This is a genomic window from Streptomyces rectiverticillatus, from assembly GCF_013394065.1.
Lineage (GTDB): Bacteria > Actinomycetota > Actinomycetes > Streptomycetales > Streptomycetaceae > Streptomyces > Streptomyces rectiverticillatus.
Map to the genome: position 1 here is coordinate 6,712,494 of NZ_CP040752.1, position 22,614 is coordinate 6,735,107.

Sequence of the window (22,614 nt, forward strand, 5' to 3'; positions counted from 1 at the left end):
CCAGCATGTTGTCCACTCTCTACGGCTCGTCAATCCCCGGTTGTGCGGTGCACGGGAGCACATACGGCGGACTGAAAAGGCGGAGGTGCGCCGCGCACTTCATGTGCGCGGCGCCGCAGCGAAACGGAGGAGGAACCGGGGCGGCGGTGACAACCGGCAGTGTTCAGGCCCCCGTTCTGGTCCAGACCTATTGACGGTTCAACGGGGCGGTTCTAGCGTCCGACACCTTCAGAGACCGGTGGCGGGCAGCCACGTCCCGAAGGGAGCCGAGCATGATCGGTCGGATGGCGCGTCTACCGGTGGGGGCGGCCGGGGTCTGCCTGGCGATGGCGCTCGCCGTGCTGCCCGTGCCCCTGCAGGCGCAGGTGCAGGCGGCGCACGGGGCCGCCGCCGTGGCAAGCGGGCCGAGAGCGGAGATCTGTCCCGTGCAGTCGAAGCCCCCGGGCAAGGTGCTCCAGGGCTACTGGGAGAACTGGGACGGTGCGGCCAACGGCGTGCATCCACCCTTCGGCTGGGTGCCGATCACCGACGCGCGCATCGGTGAGCACGGCTACAACGTGATCAACGCGGCGTTCCCCGTCATCCGCTCGGACGGCACGGTCCTGTGGGAGGACGGGATGGACGCGACCGTGAAGGTCGCGACGCCGGCCGAGATGTGCCGGGCCAAGGCGGCCGGGGCCACGATCCTGATGTCGATCGGTGGCGCGGCGGCGGGGATCGACCTCAGTTCCAGCACGGTCGCCGACCGGTTCGTCGAGACCGTCGTGCCGATCCTCAAGACGTACAACTTCGACGGCATCGACATCGACATCGAGACCGGCCTCACCGGCAGCGGCAACATCAACACACTGTCCGCCTCACAAGCCAACCTCATCCGCATCATCGACGGCGTGCTCGCCCGGATGCCCGCGAACTTCGGCCTCACGATGGCCCCCGAGACGGCCTACGTCACGGGCGGCAGCGTCACGTACGGCTCGATCTGGGGCGCGTACCTGCCGATCGTGAAGAAGTACGCCGACAACGGCCGGCTGTGGTGGCTGAACATGCAGTACTACAACGGAAATATGTACGGATGCTCCGGCGACTCGTACTCCGCGGGGACGGTCAAGGGCTTCACCGCGCAGACGGACTGCCTGAACAAGGGGCTCGTCGTCCAGGGCACCACCATCAGGGTCCCCTACGACAAGCAGGTCCCGGGCCTGCCGGCGCAACCGGGCGCCGGGGGCGGCTATATGTCGCCGGGGCTCGTGGCGCAGGCGTGGAACACCTACGGCAACGGGCTGAAGGGCCTCATGACGTGGTCGGTCAACTGGGACGGGTCGAAGGGGTGGACGTTCGGGGACAACGTGCGGGCGTTGCAAGGGCGGTGAGTCGTAACCTGCCCTGTCCGCCTGCCTCCGGCATAGCGTTCACTCTCACTTCATTGCAACGATCAGGGTAGTGATCGTTGCGTTAAGTTCAGGAACCTTGCAACGATCTTGTGGGCTCTGACCTGCATTGATGGGGTTTTTGCGCAGCGGACTTGTTGCGGAGTTTTGGAAAGCAACGTAGCGTTTCCATAGTTCGAAACAACGAGTCGCGGGAGGGCATCATGCGGAAGAAGGCGGCCGAGCAGACCACCGCCCTCTGACCCGCAGTCACCACCGCCCGGCCGGACGCGCAGACACCGACCGACACCGACTAAGGACAAGAAGAATGAGCACCACTCAGGACTACCAGGCCGCCGAGCAGCTCCTCCGCCGGCCCGCCCGCCCCGGCGAGCTCGTCGTCGGTGACAAGGTCAAGCCGCAGTGGATCGACGGGGGTGCCCGTTTCCAGTACACGGTGAGCAATGGTGTCGGCAGACGGTTCGTGCTGGTCGACCCGGCGGCGGGTACCCGCGAGCCGGCCTTCGACCACGCCAGGCTCGCCGCCGCGCTGGCCGGCGCCTCCGGGCAGCAGGTCGACCCTGAGGCCCTGCCCTTCATAGCCGTCGAACTGACCGGGAACGCCGTGGAGTTCCACGCGTTCGGCGAGTACTGGCGCTGCCACCTGGACGGCTACGCCTGCGAGCGGGCCGAGTTCACGCCGCCGGGCAACCCGCTGGACGTGCCGTCACCCGACAAGAAGGTCGCGGTGTCCCAGCGGGGGCACGACCTGTGGGCGCGCTCGCTGTCCGACGGCCGCGAGTGGGCGCTGACCACCGACGGCGAGCCCGACTACGGGTACGGCTCCGGCCCGGACTGCACGAGCAACGGCACCCTGCTGCGCAAGTTCGGCCTGCCGCACCTGCCGCCCGCGGTGGCCTGGTCGCCCGACTCGACGAAGGTGCTGGCGCATCGGACCGATGAGCGCGGCGTCCGGCAGACCCACCTGGTGGAGGCCCGGCCCGCCGACGGCGGCGCGCCCCTCCTGCACACCCAGCGGTACGCCTACCCCGGGGACGAGCAGGTGCCCCACGCCGAGCTGGTCGTGCTGGACGTACAGGCGGGCACCGTGGTCCGCGCGCAGGCCGAGCCGCTGCTCATGGCGCAGTTGTCGCCGATCACGACCAAGTGGGCGTGGTGGGCTCCGGACGGCTCGGCGGTGTACTACCTCAGCCAGGCCCGTGACCGGCGCACGCTCACTCTGCACCGGATGGATCCGGCCACCGGCGAGGTCACCACCGTGCTCAGCGAGACCGGGGCCACCCGTGTGGAGCCCAACCAGTGGATGTACGAGGCGCCGATCGTGCGGGTGTCGGCCGACGAGGTGCTGTGGTACTCGCAACGGGACGGCTGGGGCCACCTGTACCGGTACGACCTGCGCACCGGCGCGCTGCTCGGGCAGGTCACCTCCGGACAGTGGACGGTGCGCCAGATCCTGCGCGTCGACGAGGCCGAGCGGGTGGTGTACTTCACCGCCTCCGGGCTGGTCGACGAGGATCCTTACCGGCGCACGGTGTGCCGGGCCGGTCTGGACGGCTCCGGCTTCGCCAAGGTCACGGACGACGAGCTGGACCACGTCGTCACCATGCCGGACAACCAGGAGTACTTCATCGACTCCGCGTCCACCGTCGACACCCCGCCGGTGACGACGGTCCGTGACCGGACCGGGCGGGTGCTGGTCGAGCTGGAGCGCGCCGACATCAGCAAGCTCAGCGCCACCGGCTGGACGGCGCCGGAACGGTTCCGCGTCAAGGCGGCCGACGGGGTGACGGACATCTACGGGGTGCTGTACCGGCCGCGGGGGTTCGACCCCGCCCGGCGCTACCCGGTGGTGGACAACCTCTACCCCGGCCCGCAGGTCAACCGGGTCGCCCCGTGCTTCGACCCCGGCGGGACGGGCCTCGACGCGGAACCCCTCGCGGCGCTGGGCTTCGTGGTGGTGGCGTTGGACGGGCGAGGCACCCCGGGGCGGAGCAAGTCCTTCCACGACGCGTCCTACGGTCACTTGGCCGACGCGGGCTGCCTGGCCGACCATGTCGCGGCGCTGCGGCAGCTGGCCGGGACCCGGCCGTGGATGGACCTGGACCGGGTGGGCGCGTTCGGCCACTCCGGAGGCGGGTTCGCCACGGCGCGGGCGATGCTGGACTTCCCCGAGGTGTACCGGGCCGGAGTCGCCCTCTCCGGCTCGCACGACGCCCGCTGCTTCAACTCGGGCTTCGTGGAGACCTACGCCGGTGCGGACGATCCCGAGGCCTGGGCCCGTGCCTCCAACGTGGAGCTCGCGGACCGGCTGGCGGGCAAGCTGCTGCTCGTCCACGGCGAAATGGACGACCAAGTCCACCCCGGCCACACGCTGCGGCTGGCCGAGCGGCTCATCGCCGCCGACAAGGACTTCGAGCTGCTCATCGTGCCCGGGGCCGAGCACACGTTCATCGACTGCCTGGCCTACGTCCGCAAGCGCTGCTGGGACTTCCTGGTGCGCGAGCTGATGGGCACGCAGCCGCCCGCCTACCGCCCCGCCCCCATCGCGATCGGCCCCGAGCTGCTCGGCGAGCTGTTCGCCTGAGCGAAGGGCTGCCGCCGGCGAGGCCCGCCACGGCGAGCCCGGGCAGGGTGGTGCCGCACGCCGCGGGGGGCCGGATTCCGTAAGGCTTCAGTCGTTCGTGGTCATCGGCCGCCGCCACCGTGCGTGGCGTGCCCGAGGTCTCCGGCCGGGCGGGCCAGAATTCCGGTGTTCGTCCTCCGGAACCCGGGAGCCCACCATGGTCTTGAACGAGCTCGTGCGGCCGGCGGCCGGGTGCGTGAAGAAATGAGCACGGGCGGTGAGGGCGTTCTGGCCCGGGCGCACGTGGCGACCCGGCTTCCGGCCCAGGACCTGGAACGGGCGCGGCGCTTCTACTCCGAGCAGCTCGGGCTGGAGCCCGTCGACGAGCGGCCCGGTGGGCTGCTGTACCGGTGCGGAGGCGTGGACTTCGCCGTGTTCCGGTCGACGGGGGCCTCGTCCGGTGCGTTCACCCAGATGGCCTGGGAGGTCGACGACATCGAGGAAGCCGTGGCGGAACTGAAGCGGCGCGGCGTGGTGTTCGAAGACGTCGACCTGCCGGGGCTGCCCGGGCTGCCGGCCGGAGGGCGGACGGGGGACGGGATCGTCGAGATCGTCGAGATCGACGGGAACTACCCGAGCAAGGGTGCGCGGGGCGAGCGCGGGGCCTGGTTCCGCGACAGCGAGGGGAACATGCTGGGCATCGGCCAGCCGGTCGTCTGAGGAGGGCGGCCCCGCACGGTGCCCGCCCGCCCCTGCGCGGCGTGAAACCGTGAGCGGAAGATCTCACCCCGCGCAGCGCCTATGGTTGTCGGATTCGCCGGTGTTCGAATCTTGCACAGCTGAAGGGCGGTCATACGGTGGTGCTCGCGCGTGTCGAGTTCAAGGTGCTGGGGCCCCTCGCGGCCGTCGCCGACGGCCGCGTTCTCCCGCTCGGAGGGCCGAAGCAGCGGACCCTGCTCGCCATGCTGCTCGTCAACGCCAACACCGCCGTCTCCGCGGACCGCCTGTGCGACGCCGTCTGGGGCGAGGCCCCGCCGGCCTCGGCCCAGGCCAACCTCCGCAGCTACGCCGCCGTCCTGCGCAAGGTGCTCAGCCCCGCCTCCGGCCCGCAGGACGGCCGCGGCCCCGGCGGCCCCGCGCCCGGACCCGCCGAGGACCGGCTGAGCCAGGGCAACGGCGGCTACTGCCTGCGGGTGTTCCCCGGCGAGGTGGACCTGCACCGGTTCGAGGTCCTCGTCGCCCGCGGCCGCGCCGCCCTCGGTGCGGGCGAGCACCGGGCGGCGGCCGACGCCTTGCAGGAGGCGCTGGACCTGTGGCACGGCAGGCCGTTCGAAGGGGTGGCGCACCACGACGCCCTGCTCGGCGAGGTCGCCCGGCTCGGGGAGTCGCGGCTGGCCGCCTTCGAGGACTACGCCGAAGCCCGCCTCGCACTCGGCGAGCCCCGCGAGGTGGTGGGCCTCCTGCGGGCGGAGACCGCCCGCTACCCGCTGCGCGAGTCGCTGTGGGCCAAGCTGATGACCGCGCAGTACCGCTGTCACCACCCGGGCGACGCACTGCAGTCCTACGCCCTGGCCCGCTCCGCCCTGCGCGACGAACTCGGCATCGAACCCGGCGACGAACTCCGCAGACTGCACCACGCGGTCCTCACCAGGGACCCGGAACTGGGCGCGCCCCCGCCCTCCGCCGCAGCCGCACGGCCCGCGCGCCCCGCGAACCTCTGGCAGCCGACCGTCCAAGTCCCCTCCGACGACTCCGACTTCGTAGGGCGGGGCCGGCTGATCGAGCACGTGGCCGGGTTGCTCAGACCCGGCCCCGGACGGCGCCCCACGCCCTGCGCCGTGCCCGTCGTGATCCTCACCGGCCTCCCCGGCGTCGGCAAGACCGCCCTGGCCACGCGCCTCGCCCACCACCTGCGCAACGAGTTCCCCGACGGCCGGCTGTTCCTGCACCTCGACGGCACCCGCGGCCCTCAGCGCCCGCCCGGTGCCGTCCTTGCGGACCTGCTCCTCAGCCTGGGCGTCGCCGGGTCCTCCATCCCCGAGGCCACGGAGGAGCGGGCGGCGCTCTACCGCTCGCTGCTGGCCGACCGCAAGGTGCTCGTGCTGCTCGACGACGCGAGCGACGAGGCCCGGATCCGCCTGCTGCTCCCCGGCACCCCGGGCAGCGCGGCCCTGGTCACCAGCCGGGCACGGCTGGCCGGGCTGACGGACGCGCACCTGATCGACGTCGACCCCTTCGACGACGAGGAGTCGCAGGACCTGCTGCGGCGCATCGTCGGCCCGCAGCGGCTCGCGGCGGAGCCGGAGGCCACCGGGCGGATCCTCGCCGCCTGCGCCGGGCTGCCCCTGGCGCTGCGCGTCGTGGCGGCGCGGCTCGCCGGCCGCCCCGACTGGCAGGTCCGCAGGCTCGCCGACCGCCTCGCCGACGAGCGCGGCGTGCTGGCCGAACTCACCGTCGGGGACCTCGCCGTCCGCACCTGCGTCGCCGCCAGCTACCACGGCCTGGCGCCCGACGCCGCCCGCGCCTTCCGCGCCGTCGGGCTGCTCCCCTCACCCGAGTTCCCCGGCTGGGCGCTGTCCGCCCTGCTCGACGCCGACGGGTCCGCGGCGGCCGGCTCTGCAGGCGGCGGCTTCGCAGAGGGCTCCGCAGAAGGCTCCGCGGGGGGCTCCTGTAGCTCCGCCGTCGTGGCGGCCGACCGCGCCACCGACGCGCTCATCGACGCCAACCTCGTACAGATCGAGTCGGTCAGCGCGGACGGGCAGCCGCGCTACCGCATGCACGACCTCCTGCACGCCTACGCGGCCGAGCGCGCGGGTGCCGACGAGCCGCGGTCGTGGCGCCGGGCCGCGGTAGCCCGCGTCCTGGACGGCTGGCTCGCGCGCGTGCGCACGGCAGGGGACCAGGTCATCCGCAGAGGCACCGGCGGGCACCGGCCCGGCGAGGCCGGCGACCTCGTCGGATGGCTGGAGAGCGAGCGGACGAACCTCGTCACCGCGGTCGGGTTCGCCGCGGGCGCCGGATACGGTCCGCAGACCGCCGGGCTCGCCGCCGCCCTGGAGGACGTGTGCCACCTGCGGAACTGGTGGGACGAGTGGGAGCAGGTCGCCCGGGTCGCACTCGACCGCGCCACGGCGGACGGCGACCCCGTAGCCGCCGCCGTCGCCCAGGGCTCCCTCGCCCGGGCCTGCGCCGTACGGGGCCGGGTCGACGACGCGATGACCCGCTACGCCACCGCCATCGACCAGCTGGACGCCCTGGGCGAGGAGCACCACGCCGCCCGCCTGCGGATCCACCGCAGCTTCGCGATCGCCGACCGGGGCATGGCCGGACTCGCCCACGACGACGCCGCCTCGGCCGCGGCCGTGATGAACCGGCTGGGCGACAAGCACGGCCAGGTCATGGCCCTGCGCAGCCTGGCTTTCGCGCTCGTCTGCCAGGAGCGCGCAGCCGAAGCCGTCGACGCCCTCGAACCGGCGGTCGCGACCGCCGAGCGGCTCGGGCACCCGCTCGCCCTCGCCGACGTCCTGCAGCTGCTCGCCTGGGCGGAGATCGGCCACGGCCGCGCCGAGCGGGCCGCCCGCCACCTGCACCGGGCCCTGGCCGAGTACCGGGCGGTGCGGCACCGCCCCGGCGAGGCGTACGCCCTGCTGGCCCTGGGACGGATGCACACCGAGCTCGGCGGCCCCGGCCAGGCCGCGTGGGCGCTCGCCCCGCTCGACGAGGCCGCGGCCGTCTTCGCCGAACTCGGCGAACGCCGCGGCGAGGCGCTCACCGCCCTGTGGCTGGGCAGCACCCACGCCGCACTGGGGGACACCGGGCGGGCCGTGAGCCACCTCACCACCGCACTGACCGGCTTCCGCAGCCTGCGCATGCCGTCCTCGGCCGAACGCGCGCAGCAGGAACTCGGCGACCTCACACGGGACGCGGGGCCCGCCGAACGGTGACCTGCGCCACGGCCTGAAGGCCGTTGTGCACTTCTCATGCGCTTCTCATGCGCCCGCCCAGCACCGTGGTGAGCAGTCCACGAAGGGAGGCGCGGTGTCCGAACCGGCCGCACCCGATATCGAACTGGCCGCTGTAGAAGTCATCCGGGAGGTCCTGTCCCACCAGCGCAGAATGCGGGAGGGCGGATGCACCGGGCGGGTCTGCCTGCGGTGCGTCAGGCATCACCTGAACGCGGTGCGCAGCGCCATGGAGGCCGGCCGGCGGATCGAATTCGTTCTCCCGGCCTTCCCCACGAAGTCCCCGAACCCGGCCAAGGTGCTCGGCCCCCTGCCGGACCTGGCCGAGGAACTCGCCCTGCGCTTCCTGAACTCGCTGTGCGAGCGCATCGGCGAGGTCTACGCGCCGGGAGCCGCCATCCTCATCTGCTCCGACGGGCGGGTCTTCAACGACCTGCTCGGCGTGAGCGACGAGGACGTCACCGCCTACGCCCGCGCACTCGACACGATGATCAAGCGGATCGGCGCCACCCACCTCGAACAGTTCAGCCTCGACGACGTCTACCGCGGCGCCGGGCACGAGGACATGCGCAGCATGCTCTCCGCCGGCCACGCGCCGACGCCGGACGAACTGCGCGAGGAGGTGCGGGCCGGGGGCGCCCCGCTCGCCATGTACCGGGGCATCACCCGCTTCATGCTGGAGGACCTGTCCGGCCCCGGCTACACGGGAACCCGCTCCGCCCTGCAGCGCAAGTGCCGCGACCTCGCGTACCGCGTCATCCAGCGCAGCCGGGCGTGGGGAAACCTGCTGGATCAGCTCTTCCCCACGGCGATCCGCCTGTCCATCCACCCGCAGCCGTGCAGCGCGGGAAAGATCGGCATCCTGCTCGCCGACACCCCCGACACCTGGCTGACGCCCTGGCACAGCGTCGCGGTCGCCTCCGGCGGGCGCTTCACGCTCATGAAGCGCGCGGAGGCGGAGGAGGCCGGCGCCGAGCTGGTCTTCGTGGCCGGAAGCCCCAGCCACTACGTGCTGGAGCCGGCCACCCTGCCCGCCGTACCCCGGTCCGCCGCCGTCCCCGGTCCGCCGCCCGCGCACCGCGACCCCTGGAACCAGGCCTGCGCGTAACCGCCCGGCGCACATCCGGCGTATCCCCCCTCACTCCTCTCATCCCCACAGGAGAGCTCCCATGACCACTGAGCACGCGACCACTGAGCACGACGCGGCCACAGCCGTGGACGACGTCCTCACCGACCTCCGCTACGCCGTCGCGCCGATCGAACCCTTCGGCCTGGCGATACGGGCGCTGGAGCCGGGCCTGCACGTCCGCGACCTGCCCGTCGCACCGCTGCGCTCCCTCGTCCGCGAGCACCACCTCGTACTGCTGCGCGACTTCGACTCCTTCGACGGTCCGGACGAGCTCTCCGCCTACTGCGAGCGCTGGGGCGAGCCCAGCGTGTGGCCCTTCGGCACCGTGCTCGAACTCGTCGAGCAGGACGAGCCCGAGGACCACATCTTCGACTCCAGCTACATGCCCATGCACTGGGACGGCATGTACCGCGAGCAGATACCCGAGTTCCAGGTCTTCCAGTGCGTGCACGCCCCCGGAGCGGGCAACGGCGGCGAGACGACCTTCTCCCACACCACCGCCGTGCTGGAGCGCACCGACCCGCGGACCGTCGCCCAGTGGTCGCAGGTGACCGGCACGTACCACCGCGCGATGGAGTTCTACAACAGCGTCACCGTCTCGCCGGTCGTGACCGCGCACCCCGTCCACGGCGCCCCGGTCGTCCGCTACAACGAGCCCACCGCCGCCGACGACGCCGGCTTCGTCAACCACCCCGACCTGCAGTTCACGGGCCTGCCCGACGACGGGATCGCCGAGATGCACCGCAGCCTGCGGGCCGCGCTGTACGACCCGGCGCACTTCTACGCCCACAGCTGGCGGACGGGCGACATGGTGTTCGCCGACAACTACACGCTGCTGCACGGCCGGAACGCCTTCACCAGCGGCGCCCCCCGGCACCTGCGCCGCGTCCAGGTGCTCGGCACCCCGGCGCTGGACAACCCGGGGCTGGTGCGATGACCACCGGCAGCCTCATGACGGGTGACGAGTACCTGGAGAGCCTGCGCGACGGCCGCCAGGTGTATCTGAACGGGGACCGCGTCAAGGACGTCACCCGCCACCCCGCCTTCCGCAACTCCGCCCTGTCGGTGGCCCGCCTCTACGACGCCCTGCACGACCCGGCCACCTCCGGCGTCCTCACCGGCGTCGACGAGGCTACGGGCATCCGTACGCACAAGTTCTTCAAGCCCAGCCGTTCGGCGGCCGAGCTGGTGGAGGCCCGGGAGGCCATCGCCACCTGGGCGAGGATGAGCTACGGCTTCCTCGGGCGCACCCCCGAGTACAAGGCCTCCTTCATGGCCGGCCTCGGCGTCAACGCCGACTACTACGGCCCGTACGCCGCCAACGCCACCGCCTGGTACACCGAGTTCGCCCGCAAGGCGCTCTACCTCAACCACGTCATCATCAACCCGCCCGTGGACCGCAAGCGGGCGATCCACGACATGGAGGACGTGTTCGTGCACGCCGTGCGCGAGACGGACGCGGGCGTCGTGGTCAGCGGGGCGAAGATGCTGGCGACGGGGTCGGCGATCACCAATGCGGGCTTCGTCGCCCCCGTCGGTTCGGCGGCCCTCGCGCCCGGCAAGGCGGAGGCCTTCGCCCTGGTCTTCTTCGTCCGCATGGACAACCCCGGCGTGAAGCTCATCTGCCGCACCCCCTACGCGCAGCACGCCGGGAGCCCCTTCGACGCCCCGCTCAGCAGCCGCTTCGACGAGAACGACAGCGTGCTCCTGCTCGACGAGGCGCTGATCCCCTGGGAGGACGTCCTCGTCCACCGGGACGTCCGGCGCGCCACCGGCTTCTACGCCACTTCCGGCTTCCCGAACCTGTACAACTTCCAGTCCGGCGTCCGGCTGAGCGTGAAGCTGGAGCTCATGGCCGGGCTGCTCGCCCGCGGCACCCGGGCCAACGGCACCGACGAGTTCCGCGGCGTCCAGGCGGCCGTGGGCGAGGTCGTCACCATGCGGGACATGGTGTGGGCGCTGACCTCGGCCATGGCCCACGACCCCGAGCCGGGCAGCGGCGGCACGGTCGTGCCCCGGCTGGAGCACGCCTCCGCGATGCGGATGTACAACGCCCAGGTGTGGGACCGCGTCCACGAGCTGTTCGAGACCACGCTCGGCGGAGCGCCCCTCGCCGTTCCCTCCAGCGCCCGCGACCTGGCCAACCCCGAACTGCGGCCGCTCATCGACCGCTTCTACCGCGGCGCGGACACCTCCGCCCTCGACCGGATCAAGCTCCTCAAGCTGGTGTGGGACGCGATCGGCACCGAGTTCGGCGGCCGGCACGAGCTGTACGAGCGCAACTACTCGGGCAACGGGGAGCAGGTCCGTCTCGACGCGCTCCGCTGGGCGACCGGGCGCGGCAGCCTCGCTCGCTACGAGGCGCTCGTCCAGGACTGCCTCGACGACTACGACATCGACGGCTGGCGCCGGGGCCCCTGGCGCGACCCCGCCCACACCGACTGAGAACGGAGCACGCACATGTGCGGCATCACCGGCTGGGTCGCCTTCACCCGCGACCTCACGGCCGAACAGCGGACCGTGGACGCCATGACCGACACCCTGGCCCCGCGCGGGCCGGACGCCCGCGGCGTATGGCTGGACACCCACGCCGCCCTGGGACACCGGCGGCTCGCCGTCATCGACCTCGAGCACGGGACGCAGCCCATGCGCACCCCGGAGCCCGGCCCCGGGGACCGGCCCCGCGCCGTGATCTCCTACGGCGGCGAGATCTACAACTTCCGCGAGCTGCGCGAGGAACTCGTCCTCCTCGGGCACCGGTTCACCACCCGCAGTGACACGGAAGTGGCCCTGCGCGCCTACCTGCAGTGGGGCACGGACTTCGCCCGCCGCCTCAACGGCATGTACTCCATCGCCATCTGGGACACCGCCCGCGAGGAGCTGCTCCTGGTGCGGGACCGGCTGGGCGTCAAGCCGCTCTTCTACCACCCCACGGCCGACGGCCTGCTCTTCGGCTCCGAGCCCAAGGCCGTCCTCGCCAACCCCCTGGCCGACGCCTGCGCCTCCGCTGAGGAGCTGTGCGACGCGCTGCTGTTCCTGCGCACCCCCGGACGCGTGCCCTTCCGCGGCATGCGCGAACTGAAGCCCGGCCACCTGCTGCGGGCCGGCCGCCACGGGATCACCGAGGAGCGCTACTGGGCCCTGGAGTCCCGACCGCACACCGACGACCTGCCCACCACCGTGGCCACCGTCCGCGACCTGCTCGACGACATCGTCCCCCGGCAGATGGCCGCGGACGTGCCCCTGGTCTCCCTGCTGTCCGGAGGGCTCGACTCCAGCACCGTCACCGCCCTCGCGGCCCGGGCGCGCGCCGCCGGCGGCGACCGCCTGTCCACCTTCTCCGTCGACTTCACCGGCCACACCGAGAACTTCCGGGCCGACGCCATCCGCCCCACCCCCGACGGGCCGTACGCCCTCGAAGTCGCCCGGCACGTCGGCAGCGACCACCACGCGATCGTCCTCGACCGCACCCGCCTGCTCGACCCGGCCGTCCGCCGCACCGTCCTCGGCGCCTGGGACCTGCCGTTCAACTTCGCCGACCTCGACGTCTCGCTGTACCTGCTCTTCGCCGCCGTCCGGCAGCACGCCACGGTGGCGCTCTCCGGAGAGGGCGCGGACGAGGTCTTCGGCGGCTACCTGTGGTTCTCCGACCCCGAGGCGCGGAAGGCCGACACCTTCCCCTGGCTCAAGCTGGGCGCCCACCGCGGCCTCGACCCCCGGTCGCTGTTCCACCCCTGGTTCGTCGACGGGATCGACCTGGCGGAGTACGAGGCCGACCTCTACCGCACGGCGCTCGCCGAGGTCCCCGTCCTCGACGGGGAGAGCGCCCGGGACAGGCGCACCCGCGAACTGGGCTACCTGACCCTGACCCGCTGGCTGCCCATTCTCCTCGACAAGAAGGACCGCATGGGCATGGCCAGTGGCCTGGAGGGCCGGGTGCCGTTCTGCGACCACCGCCTCGTCGAGTACGTCTTCAACATCCCCTGGGAGATGAAGACCTTCAGCGGCCAGGAGAAGGCGCTGCTGCGGGAAGCCGCCTCCGACCTCCTGCCGCAGTCGGTGCTGCGCCGCAAGAAGGCCGCTTACCCGTCCATCCAGGACCCCGCCTACGACCGGTCCCTCATCACCGGCCTCGCCACCGCGGCGGGCGACCGGGACGCACCGCTCAGCCCGTTCCTCGACGGCGACGCGGTGCGGCGGATGACCGCCAAGACGGCCACCGGCAGCCTGTCCGAGTTCGAACGGATCCTCGTGGAGTCCACCGTCCGGATGGACGACTGGCTGCGCACGTACGACGTCGAACTGACCGATGTGAAGGGAACGCACTGATGCACGCGATCGAGATCCGCGAGACCGGCGGACCCGAGGTCCAGCTCTACGTCGAGAAACCCGATCCCGGGCAGCCCGGCGAAGGACAGATCCTCGTCGAACTCGCCGCGGCCGGAGTGAACTTCATCGACCTCTACCGGCGCGAGGGCCGCTACCCGCTGCCCGTCCCCTGCGTGCCCGGCGAGGAGGGCTCCGGCATCGTCCGCTCCGTCGGCCCCGGCGTCACCCGCTTCGCGCCCGGTGACCGCGTCGCCTGGACGACCGTGCTCGGCAGCTACGCCGAACGCGTCCTCGTGCCCGAGGACAAGGCCATCGTCGTGCCCGACGCCATCGACCTGCGGACGGCCGGCGGCGTGCTCGTCCACGGCATGACCGCCCACTTCCTCGCCCACGACTCCTACCCGGCCCGGGAGGGCGAGACGGTCCTCGTCCACGCCGCCGCCGGCGGTGTCGGCCTGCTGCTCACCCAGATGCTCAAGCGGCGCGGCGTCCGCGTCATCGGCACCGTCTCCACGGAGGAGAAGGAACGCACCGCCCGCGCCAACGGCGCCGACGAGGTCGTCCGCTACACCGAGACCGCCGACCCGGCCGCCGAGGTCCGCGCGCTCACCGGAGGGGAGGGCGTCCACGCGGTCTACGACGGCGTCGGCGCCGCCACCTTCGACGCGAGCCTCGCCTCGCTGTGCACCCGCGGCACGCTGGTCCTCTTCGGGGGTGCCAGCGGCGCCGTGCCGCCGGTCGACGTGATGCGGCTGCTGTGGGGCGGCTCGCTGACCCTCACCCGGCCCTACCTGGAGCACTTCCGGGCCACCGCCGAGGAGTTCGAACGGCGCGCGGGCGAGGTGTTCCGGGGCATCGCCGACGGCACGCTGACGTTCACCGTCGCGGGCACGTACCCCCTCGCCGAGGCGCACCGCGCGCACACCGACCTGGCCTCCCGCCGCACCTCCGGAAAGCTCCTCCTCATCCCGTAAAGGAGACCGCCCATGGGCGACATCACCGGTGCGGGCCTGCTCTCGCACGCGCCCGTCATCATGTTCCCCGAGCCCGCCCGCATCGAGGCCAACGGCGGCAGCGACTTCACGCTCGCGACCGGCCTGGAGCAACTCCGGCGCGAGGTGATCGACCCGGCGGAAGACCCGTTGGAGTACGACACCGTCGTGGTCTTCGACTCCCACTGGGGGACGACCACCGAGGCCGTCATCACCGCCCACCCGCGCCGTACGGGCCTGTTCACCTCCGACGAGATGCCGGGCGCGATCAGCCGGCTCCCGTACGACCTGCCCGGCGACCCGGAACTGGCCCACGCGGTCGCCGCCCTGGCGGAGGAGAGGAAGGTGTGGATCGCCGCCAACGACGACCCGTATCTGCCGATCCACTACGCGACCCTCAACCTCTGGACGTACCTCGGACAGGGCGCCGGCGCGGGCACGGCCGGCGGTAAGCCCTGGGTGTCCGTCTCCGTCTGCCGGACGGCGACCACCGAGGACTTCCTCAGGATCGGCCGGACCGTGGGGGAGGCCGTCGGCGGCCTCGACCACAAGGTGCTGCTGCTCGCCTCGGGCGGTCTCTCCCACCGCTTCTGGCCGCTGGCCGAACTGCGCAACCGCATGGCCGGAGACCCCGCCAACATCGTCACCGCCGAGGCGCGGGCGGCGGACGAACAGCGGATCGCGTGGCTGGAGGCGGGCCGGCACGACCAGGTGATCCGGACCATGCCGGAGTACCTGCGGTACGCACCCGAGGCGCGGTTCGGCCACTACCTGATGCTGGCGGGCGCCCTGGGCGGCGAGGCGTGCGCGGCGCGCGGGCGCCGGTTCGGCGCGTACGAGAACGGGATCGGGACCGGCCAGGTCCACCTCTGGTTCGACCTGCCGGCCGGCGGCGGGGGAAGGTGAAGGACCGGCCGGCACCTCGCCGGCAGGCCCGGGGACAGGCCGTTCACGGTGAACGTGGGGAGCTGAGGGGGCTGTAGTCCCGTCCGGAGCCGGTCCTTCTCCATCCCCCCTCTATGCCTCCTCTATGCCCTCTCGATGTCCTCCTCGATGTCCTCCTCGATCAGGTCCGTGTTCACCGCGAGCGCGGCCTTCGCCCCGGCCGCGGCCGCGACCACCACATGGGCGCCGAAATCGACGACATTGCCGACGGCCCACACGCCGGGCACGCTCGTCAGCCCGGCCGGGTCCACCCGGACCCGGCCGCCGGCATCGCGCTCGCAGCCCAGGCCGGCGAGCAGCGCGTCGTGGGGGACGGGCCGGGGCGACACGAACAGCGCGGACAGCGGCACGCCGGTCCCGTCCGCCAGCCGCAGGCCGCGCAGCTCGTCGCCCTCGACCCGCAGGCCGGTGACGTCGCCCTCCACGATGCGGATGCCGCGTGCGGCGAGCCTGCGGCGACTGGCGTCGTCCAGCGCCCCGGCCGTCGCCGAGACGACGAACGTGACGTCGTCCGACCACTGCCGCACCAGCAGCGCCTGGTGCACCGCCTGCGCCTGCCGGCCGGGCGCACCGAGCACGCCGAGCGGCCGGTCACGGACCTCCCAGCCGTGGCAGTACGGGCAGTGCAGCACGTCCCGGGCCCATCGCTCCCGCAGACCGGGCACGCCGGGCAGCTCGTCGCGCAGGCCGGTCGCCACGATCACGCGGCGGGCCCGCACGGTGCGGCCGTCCACCTCTGCTGCGAAGCCCCGGCCGTCCCGCCGCACCGCGGAGACCTCGCCCGCGACGAACCGTCCGCCGTATCGCTCGACCTCCGCCCGGCCTGCCGCCAGCAGGTCCGCCGGCGGGGTGCCGTCCCGGGAGACGAACCCGTGCATCTCCCGCGCCGGCGCGTTCCGCGGCCTGCCCGCGTCGGCCACCAGGACCCGGCGGCGGGCCCTGGCCAGGACGAGCGCGGCGTTCAGCCCGCCGGCGCCGCCGCCGATCACCAGGACGTCTTCCGTCATGTCCGTCGTGTCCGTCGCGTTCGTCGTGTCCGCCGCCGGGTCGGTCTTTGCCTCGTGCATGGTGATACCTCCTGGCACCGACCGTGCACCCGGGCGAAGGAGAGCGGCAAACCTCCTTGCTATTTCCGCAAAAGCGGGCAGCGGCGCCGGGCCGGTGTCAGACCCCCTTGGCACACTGAACGAAAGATCCACCGCGATGCGCCGAGAGGTCCGATGCTCACCACTGTCGCCGTCGAGAACTACCGATCCCTGCGCCGGCTGATCGTCCCCCTGGACCGGCTCAACGTGATCACCGGGGCGAACGCCACCGGGAAGTCCAGCCTCTACCGGGCCCTGCGGCTGCTCGCCGACTCGGCGCGCGGGGGTGCGGTCGCGGCGCTGGCGCGTGAGGGCGGGCTGGCCTCGACGCTGTGGGCGGGGGAGCGGAAGGGCGGCGGGCGCTCCCCGGCTGCGAGCCTCCGGCTCGGGTTCGCCGGGGACGAATTCGGCTACGCGGTGGACTTCGGGCACCCGATACCGACCTCCGGCAGTACGGGCGCGCCGTCCATGTTCAACCTGGACCCCGAGATCAAGCGGGAGTGCACCTGGGCCGGCCCCGTGCTGCGCCCGGCCGCACTGCTCTCCGACCGCTCCGGGCCCGCCGTGCGCACCCGCACGGCGAACGGCGGCTGGCACGACTCGGTGAACGCCGTCCGCCCCTACGACAGCATGCTCAGCGAGCTCGCCGACCCGCAGCTCGCCCCCGACCTGCTGCGGCTGCGCGAGCACATGCGCTCCTGGCGGTTCTACGACCACGTGCGCACCGATGCGCACGCCCCGGCCCGCAGCGCCCGGATCGGCACCCGCACGCCGGTGCTCGGCCACGACGGATCGGACGTGGCGGCCGCCCTGCAGACCATCCGTGAGATCGGCGACCACGAGGCGCTGGAGGCCGCCGTGGATGCGGCGTTCCCCGGCAGCAGGGTGGAGGTCGTCAGTGAGGGCGGCCGGTTCGAGCTCAAGCTGCACCAGCGCGGCCTGCTGCGCCCGCTCGGCGCGGCCGAGCTCTCCGACGGCACGCTGCGCTATCTGCTGTGGACCGCAGCGCTGCTCACCCCGCGCCCGCCCGCGCTGCTCGTCCTCAACGAGCCGGAGTCCAGCCTCCACCCCGACCTGCTGCCCCCGCTGGCCGACCTCATCCTCACCGCGACCCGGGACACCCAGATCGTGGTCGTCACCCACGCCCCGGAGCTGGCCGACGCCCTCCGCGCCGGCGCCCGGCGCCACAGGCTGGACGTCAACTCGATCGCCCTGGTCAAGGACGCCCTCGGACAGACGGACGTCGCAGGCCGCGAAAGCCTGCTCGACGAGCCGCTGTGGCACTGGCCCAAGCGCTGACGCCGCTGTCAGTCCCCGCAGCTAGAATGCGGCGTTTGTTCGATTGGGTGGGCCGCGCCGTGCCGTGAGCCCTGAACCGTGGGGGGAACCACATGAGGGCGAGACTGAGAGAGACCGCGGAAGAGCTGGCCGGGCTGCTGTGGCGGGAGTACATCGTCTACCGCGACCGGTCGGGGGAGGTGGTGATCCGGGGCGAGCACGTCCAGCGCTGGATCAGCCTCGCCCCGGCGGCCGGCGCCGACGAGATACTCGTGCGCGCGGGCCGCATCCTCGACGGCGGCACCACCGCCCCGGCGCGCTCGGAGGCGGTCGTGGCGCTGTCGGCGGGCACGGGTGAACTGGCCGCGGCCTGCCGCCGTCTCCTCGCCGACACCGCCGCCGCCCCCGCACCCCCGGCTCCGGGCTCGGGCCCGGCGAAGGGCCGCCGGTCCGCGAAGGCGCGGTCCGGCGGCGGGAGCCGCCGCCATACGGGCCTGGGCTCCTGGGTGGTGATCGCCTGTGTGCTCGGCGTGCTCGGGCTCTGCGCCTACCGGATCGTGGTGCCGTAAGCCCGCCGTCGGATCCGGGCCGCCCGCGCGGCCCGGACCGTCACGGGCAACGCAGAGACGCCACGGGGAACTCGTAGGCACTCTGGCGTCGCTGCCGCCCCCGGCTCTACCGTGGCCCCGCTAGGCACACTCGAAACAGCGCTCGGCATGAGCGCTGAGCGCTTGTCATGAACTTGCCAATTCAAGAGGTGAGCCGTGTTCCTGCGCCGCAGACGCGTCCGTCGACTGCGTCGACTCAGCGTCGTCGCCCTCCTCCTCGGCGTCGTGGCCGCCGTCGCCGCGGGCCCCGCCCGGGCGACGCCCGATGCCGCATCCCGGAAGCCGCAACCCCTCGTCCAGCCGCTCGATCCGCAGCACTGGCGCAACCCCGACGACATGACCTGGGCCGAGTACCGGTCGGTCCCCGGCACGAACTGGGCCGACCCGGACCGCAAGCCCACGCAGCGCAAGTTCAAGGGGGCCCTGGTCCTCCTGGACTACCCCGACGAGGAGTTCTCCGTCAGCAAGCCGGCCGGCGCCGCGCGGTTCGGCAATCCGCTGCCCAGCGCGTCCGGCATCCCCCGGGCGCAGGTCCCGAAGTTCTACGAGGACTTCCTCAACAAGCCCGGTGCGCTCAACCACGGCCACACCATCAACGAGTACTGGATGGAGGACTCCGGCGGCCGCGTCGGCGTCGGACTGACCTCCTTCGGCGTGTACCGCATGCCGTGGAAGTCGTACCAGTACGGCATCGAGCCCGGCATGAACCCCGGCGCGTGCCCCGTGGGCGACACCTGCGGCAAGGACATCCGCGCCGACGGCAAACGGGCCTGGGTCGACGAGGTGGGCGCCGACAAGGCCGGCGAGTTCGACTTCGTCTTCTACCTCACCGCCGGCGTGGACGAGTCCTCCGCCTGGCAGGAGTTCGGGCAGATGAAGTTCCGCTCCGAACGGGACGTGCCGGCCGCCTGGGGGCCGCCGTCGCCCATCGCCTCCGGCCTCAACTCCGCCAGGACCCGCTACGTGCCCTGGACCTCCTGGCAGGCGGCCGCCCGCATCTGGCCCAACGCGGCGAACGGCTCCTCCACCCAGGCCGAGAGCTCCGGCATGGCCACGTTCGCCCACGAACTCAGCCACATCCTGGGCATCGGCGACAATTACAACAACCCCTACGGGACCCCGCTCAGCCGCTCCTACACCGGCATCTGGGGCATGCTCTCCCGCGGTTCGTTCAACGGCCCCGGAGGCCCGCACACCCGCTGGCAGATACCCGCCGCCGCCGGCGGCTCCATGGGCGCCCAGCACGTCCTGCGGGACAAGATGAAGCTCGGCATCGTCGACGAGAAGAACGTCCTGCGCCTCGACCGCGACGCCCTCAAGGACTCCGGGCTTGTCGTCGCCCGCGTCACCGCACGCTCGGCCCCGCCCGGCGAGAAGGGCCTCACCGGCGTCAACATCACCATGGGCCGCGACCTGTCCCCGGCCTGCGACCGCACCACCGACCCCCTGTGCGACGGCGGCGGCTACGACAACTACACCGTCGAGGTCGTCGACCGCATGGGCATGGACTCCTTCACCCCCGACAGCGGCGTCCTGCTCAGCAAGACCAAGAACGCGGACCGGGCCCCGTTCGCCTGGGTGATCGACGCGCACCCCGAGGACATCGGCCTGCTGGACTTCACCCGCCCCGACGGCACCCCGCAGAAGATCACCATGGGGGACTACCGGCAGCTCAGTGACGCGCTCTTCCACGCGGGCGCCGACTCCGGCAGCTCCTACGAGTACGTCGACCAGGCCAACCGGCTGCACTTCTACGTCCTGAACGTGCAGCGCGACGCCACCGGCGTGCTCTCCTACGACATCGGCGTCAAGTCCCTGGACGGCGCGGGGCCGCAGGCGCGCGGGCTCGCACTCGGCCGCGGCACGGTGAAGAGCGACCCTGCCAAGGGACGGGCCGTGTGCACCTTCGACCTCGCCAACACGGGCGAAGTCGCCCCGCAGAGTGACCCCGTGCGGTCCTCCGACGTCTACCGGCTGTCCGCCACCGCCTCCGGGCGCGGCTGGTCCGCCTGGCTTCCCAACCGCCTGACCGCTGCGGCCTCCGGCTCCTCGGTGCCCGTCGACGTCGCCGTCACGGCCAGGCCGGGCGCGGACCGGAAGGGCGCCGTCACCCTCACCGCGCGCTCGGAGAGCGACCCGAACAAGACGGCCAGGGCCACGTGCTCGCTGACGAAGCCGGGCAGGTCCACCTGATCAGGCGAAATCTCCCCTGACAGGGGACCTGCCTGCGTGAAGCGGGGGCCGGGGACGCCGTACTGCACCACGCCGGACGGAGTCACTCGTCCGTGTGGCCGCGGCCTGCGGTCCCTGCCACAGTGGCGGACAGGCCGGACAGTGGCCACAACGAGAAACCGTCGCCCGCCCCATGGAGGCTCTGTGTCCGGCGTGATCACCGTTGGCGTGGACGGAAGCGAGCACGGCAAGGCCGCCGCGGACTGGGCCGCCGCCGAGGCGGAGCGCCGGGACATGGAGCTGCGCCTCGTCCACGCCTGGGTGTGGCAGCCGCTGGACCTGCCCGTCACCGCGGACACCGAGGTGCAGCAGCGCTGGGCCGAGACGCTGCTGCGCGAGGCCCGGGCCCGGGTGACCGCCCGGTGCCCCGGCGTGCCGGTGACGGCCCGGCTCCTGCCCGCCGATCCGGTCCCCGCCCTGGTCGCGGAGGCGACCGAAGCCGACATGCTCGTGCTCGGCTCGCGCGGGCACGGAGCGCTGATCGGCTATCTGCTCGGCTCCATCGCCCTGCACGTGCTGCGGCAGGCCAGGGGGCCGGTCGTGCTCGTGCGCAGCCACGGTGACCAGGCCGGCGGCCGGGGGGAGCCGGCCGCCGGGCCCGTTCCTGCTTCGGACGAGGTCGTGGTGGGCGTGCCCGGGGCGGAGGAGGAGGCCGGAGCCGTCCTGGAGTTCGCCTTCGCGGCCGCGGCCGCGCGGGGAGCGAGCCTGCGCGCCGTACGCGCCTGCTCGATCCCCCCGGTGTTCGCCTGGAGCCCGGCGTCCATGCGGCTGGCCGACGAGGCCGGCGGCCTCGAACCGCTGGAGAGGCAGCGGCTGGCCGACGCCCTCCAGCCGTGGCGGGAACGCCATCCGCAGGTCCACGTCGTCGAGCACGTCGAACTGGGGAGCGCGGCGCAGGTGCTGCTCTCCGCCTGCGAACGCGCCGCCCTCCTGGTCGTCGGGCGGCACGCCTCCGGGCCGCACGCCCCCCAGCGGATCGGGCATGTGGCCCATGCGGCCCTGCACCACGCCCCGTGCCCGGTGGCGGTCGTCCCGCAGCCCTGAGGCGGGCGCGGGGCCCGGCCGCGGGCCGTCAGGCGAGGACGGGAGCCAGGAGCTCGGCGGCCTTGCGGACGAGCGCGTCGTCCCCCGCCGCCTTGGGCTCGTGCTTGGTCGTGAGAACGGAGACGACGACCGGCGCCCCCTTCGGGGTCCATACGACGCCCACGTCGTTGCTGGTGCCGTAGCTCCCGGCGCCGGTCTTGTCCGCGACGGTCCAGCCCTTGAAGCCTGCGCGGAACTTCTGGTCACTGGTGGTGTTGGCGAGCAGCCATCCGGTCAGCCGCTTGCGGTCCGCCGGGTCGAGCGCGCTGCCGAGGACGAGCTGCGCGTAGGTCCGTCCGATGGCGCGGGGAGTGGTGGTGTCGGTGACCCGGTCGGGCTCCGCCGAGTTCAGCTCGGGCTCCCACCGGTCGAGCCGGGTGGTGCCGTCGCCGACCGAGCGGCAGAAGCGGGTGACGGCGCTCGGGCCTCCCAGCTCGGTGAGCAGGAGGTTCGCCGCGGCGTTGTCGCTGTAGGAGATGGCGGCGCCGCAGAGTTCCTCGACGGTCATGCCGTTGGCGACGTTCTCCTCCCGGCCGGTGATCTTGTCGTAACCGGAGGCCTTGGCGTATTCGGCCGTGTACCGGATGCGCTTGGCGAGGAACGTGCCGTCGTGGTCGAGGTTCCGCAGGACCGCCGCGACGGCGAGCGTCTTGAACGTCGAGCACATGGGGAAGCGCTCGTCGGCGCGGTGGACGACGGTCTTGCCGGTGGCCGTGTTGCGGGCGAACACCCCGAGGCGTGCGGAGTGCTCGCGCTCCAGCTCGCGCAGCTGACGGAAGATCCGGTCCCCGGCGGGCGTCGATGCGTAGGCCGTCCCGCCCGTGGCCATGGCGGCGGCCAGCGCCGTACCGGCACCGAGGGTGAGAACAGAGCGGCGAGAGGGCTGTGCACCTATGCTCTTCAAGATCGTATTCTCCTTGTGTCCTGCATGGCGTGACTTGCACGGCCTGGTCGACAGTCAATACGCCACTGATGGTGCGGTTGGTTCCACTTCAGGGCTGTTCAGCCTCATTGGTGGGC

At 72.6% G+C, this 22,614-nt stretch carries 16 protein-coding genes; 14 read left to right on the forward strand and 2 right to left on the reverse strand.

All coding sequences use genetic code 11. The annotated features are described in order from the left end of the window. Positions 1-275 precede the first annotated feature (275 nt). From FGW37_RS29170 to FGW37_RS29215, 10 genes are all read left to right on the forward strand, one after another. The gene (locus FGW37_RS29170) at positions 276-1,370 is read left to right on the forward strand and encodes a chitinase (RefSeq protein WP_425506669.1); all 1,095 of its coding nucleotides are present in this window, start codon (positions 276-278) and stop codon (positions 1,368-1,370) included. Between the two features lie 325 nt (positions 1,371-1,695). Then, positions 1,696-3,972: a S9 family peptidase gene (locus tag FGW37_RS29175; RefSeq protein ID WP_179083806.1), complete on the forward strand. Its 2,277-nt coding sequence runs from the start codon at positions 1,696-1,698 to the stop codon at positions 3,970-3,972. 243 nt (positions 3,973-4,215) lie between these two features. Beyond that, positions 4,216-4,671 carry a VOC family protein gene (locus tag FGW37_RS29180; RefSeq protein WP_179083807.1) on the forward strand — a complete coding sequence of 152 codons (456 nt, stop codon included), beginning with the start codon at positions 4,216-4,218 and terminating at the stop codon, positions 4,669-4,671. 137 nt (positions 4,672-4,808) lie between these two features. Beyond that, a complete protein-coding gene (locus FGW37_RS29185; protein ID WP_179083808.1) occupies positions 4,809-7,895 on the forward strand; it encodes an AfsR/SARP family transcriptional regulator in 3,087 nt (1,028 codons plus the stop codon). A gap of 94 nt (positions 7,896-7,989) precedes the next feature. Further along, the gene (locus FGW37_RS29190; RefSeq protein ID WP_218650610.1) at positions 7,990-9,021 is read left to right on the forward strand and encodes an L-tyrosine/L-tryptophan isonitrile synthase family protein; all 1,032 of its coding nucleotides are present in this window, start codon (positions 7,990-7,992) and stop codon (positions 9,019-9,021) included. A gap of 61 nt (positions 9,022-9,082) precedes the next feature. Then, positions 9,083-9,979: a TauD/TfdA dioxygenase family protein gene (locus tag FGW37_RS29195; protein WP_179083809.1), complete on the forward strand. Its 897-nt coding sequence runs from the start codon at positions 9,083-9,085 to the stop codon at positions 9,977-9,979. Next, positions 9,976-11,487 carry a 4-hydroxyphenylacetate 3-hydroxylase family protein gene (locus FGW37_RS29200; protein WP_179083810.1) on the forward strand — a complete coding sequence of 504 codons (1,512 nt, stop codon included), beginning with the start codon at positions 9,976-9,978 and terminating at the stop codon, positions 11,485-11,487. Before FGW37_RS29195 ends, FGW37_RS29200 begins: the two co-directional genes overlap by 4 nt. A 15-nt stretch (positions 11,488-11,502) precedes the next feature. Continuing rightward, complete coding sequence (asnB, locus tag FGW37_RS29205; protein ID WP_179083811.1) at positions 11,503-13,371, forward strand: asparagine synthase (glutamine-hydrolyzing); 1,869 nt, start codon at positions 11,503-11,505, stop codon at positions 13,369-13,371. Next, positions 13,371-14,345: a quinone oxidoreductase family protein gene (locus tag FGW37_RS29210; RefSeq protein ID WP_179083812.1), complete on the forward strand. Its 975-nt coding sequence runs from the start codon at positions 13,371-13,373 to the stop codon at positions 14,343-14,345. The genes asnB and FGW37_RS29210 overlap by 1 nt, the downstream gene beginning before the upstream one ends. 12 nt (positions 14,346-14,357) lie before the next feature. Next, entirely contained in the window at positions 14,358-15,269 is a 912-nt protein-coding gene (locus tag FGW37_RS29215; RefSeq protein WP_179083813.1) for a DODA-type extradiol aromatic ring-opening family dioxygenase, read from the forward strand. Positions 15,270-15,391: 122 nt separating this feature from the next. On the opposite strand, the gene FGW37_RS29220 is transcribed toward FGW37_RS29215, so the two are convergent. Beyond that, positions 15,392-16,375: an NAD(P)/FAD-dependent oxidoreductase gene (locus FGW37_RS29220; RefSeq protein WP_218650611.1), complete on the reverse strand. Its 984-nt coding sequence runs from the start codon at positions 16,373-16,375 to the stop codon at positions 15,392-15,394. A gap of 153 nt (positions 16,376-16,528) precedes the next feature. Between FGW37_RS29220 and FGW37_RS29225 the strand changes: the two genes are divergently transcribed. From FGW37_RS29225 to FGW37_RS29240, 4 genes are all read left to right on the forward strand, one after another. After that, positions 16,529-17,692 (forward strand): AAA family ATPase, encoded by a 1,164-nt coding sequence (locus FGW37_RS29225; RefSeq protein WP_179083814.1) that lies wholly within the window; start codon positions 16,529-16,531, stop codon positions 17,690-17,692. Positions 17,693-17,784: 92 nt separating this feature from the next. Continuing rightward, positions 17,785-18,240, forward strand: coding sequence for a hypothetical protein (locus tag FGW37_RS29230; protein WP_179083815.1), 456 nt, complete (start codon positions 17,785-17,787; stop codon positions 18,238-18,240). A gap of 195 nt (positions 18,241-18,435) precedes the next feature. Further along, positions 18,436-20,472, forward strand: a complete 2,037-nt coding sequence (locus FGW37_RS29235; protein WP_218650612.1) for a M6 family metalloprotease domain-containing protein — start codon at positions 18,436-18,438, stop codon at positions 20,470-20,472. Between the two features lie 183 nt (positions 20,473-20,655). After that, entirely contained in the window at positions 20,656-21,555 is a 900-nt protein-coding gene (locus FGW37_RS29240) for a universal stress protein (RefSeq protein ID WP_179083816.1), read from the forward strand. A 28-nt stretch (positions 21,556-21,583) separates the two neighbouring features. Here FGW37_RS29240 and bla read toward each other — a convergent pair whose 3' ends face one another. Next, on the reverse strand, positions 21,584-22,498 hold the full coding sequence (bla, locus tag FGW37_RS29245; protein WP_246430618.1) for a class A beta-lactamase: 915 nt from the start codon (positions 22,496-22,498) through the stop codon (positions 21,584-21,586). Positions 22,499-22,614: the final 116 nt, after the last annotated feature.

Excerpts from the sequence above, each read along its gene's own strand:
- asnB (WP_179083811.1), top strand. The coding sequence starts at position 11,503 with ATGTGCGGCATCACCGGCTGGGTCGCCTTCACCCGCGACCTCACGGCC.
- FGW37_RS29230 (WP_179083815.1), top strand. The coding sequence starts at position 17,785 with ATGAGGGCGAGACTGAGAGAGACCGCGGAAGAGCTGGCCGGGCTGCTG.
- FGW37_RS29225 (WP_179083814.1), top strand. The coding sequence starts at position 16,529 with ATGCTCACCACTGTCGCCGTCGAGAACTACCGATCCCTGCGCCGGCTG.
- FGW37_RS29215 (WP_179083813.1), top strand. The coding sequence starts at position 14,358 with ATGGGCGACATCACCGGTGCGGGCCTGCTCTCGCACGCGCCCGTCATC.
- FGW37_RS29175 (WP_179083806.1), top strand. The coding sequence starts at position 1,696 with ATGAGCACCACTCAGGACTACCAGGCCGCCGAGCAGCTCCTCCGCCGG.
- FGW37_RS29210 (WP_179083812.1), top strand. The coding sequence starts at position 13,371 with ATGCACGCGATCGAGATCCGCGAGACCGGCGGACCCGAGGTCCAGCTC.
- FGW37_RS29195 (WP_179083809.1), top strand. The coding sequence starts at position 9,083 with ATGACCACTGAGCACGCGACCACTGAGCACGACGCGGCCACAGCCGTG.
- FGW37_RS29180 (WP_179083807.1), top strand. The coding sequence starts at position 4,216 with ATGAGCACGGGCGGTGAGGGCGTTCTGGCCCGGGCGCACGTGGCGACC.
- FGW37_RS29200 (WP_179083810.1), top strand. The coding sequence starts at position 9,976 with ATGACCACCGGCAGCCTCATGACGGGTGACGAGTACCTGGAGAGCCTG.
- FGW37_RS29220 (WP_218650611.1), bottom strand. The coding sequence starts at position 16,375 with ATGCACGAGGCAAAGACCGACCCGGCGGCGGACACGACGAACGCGACG.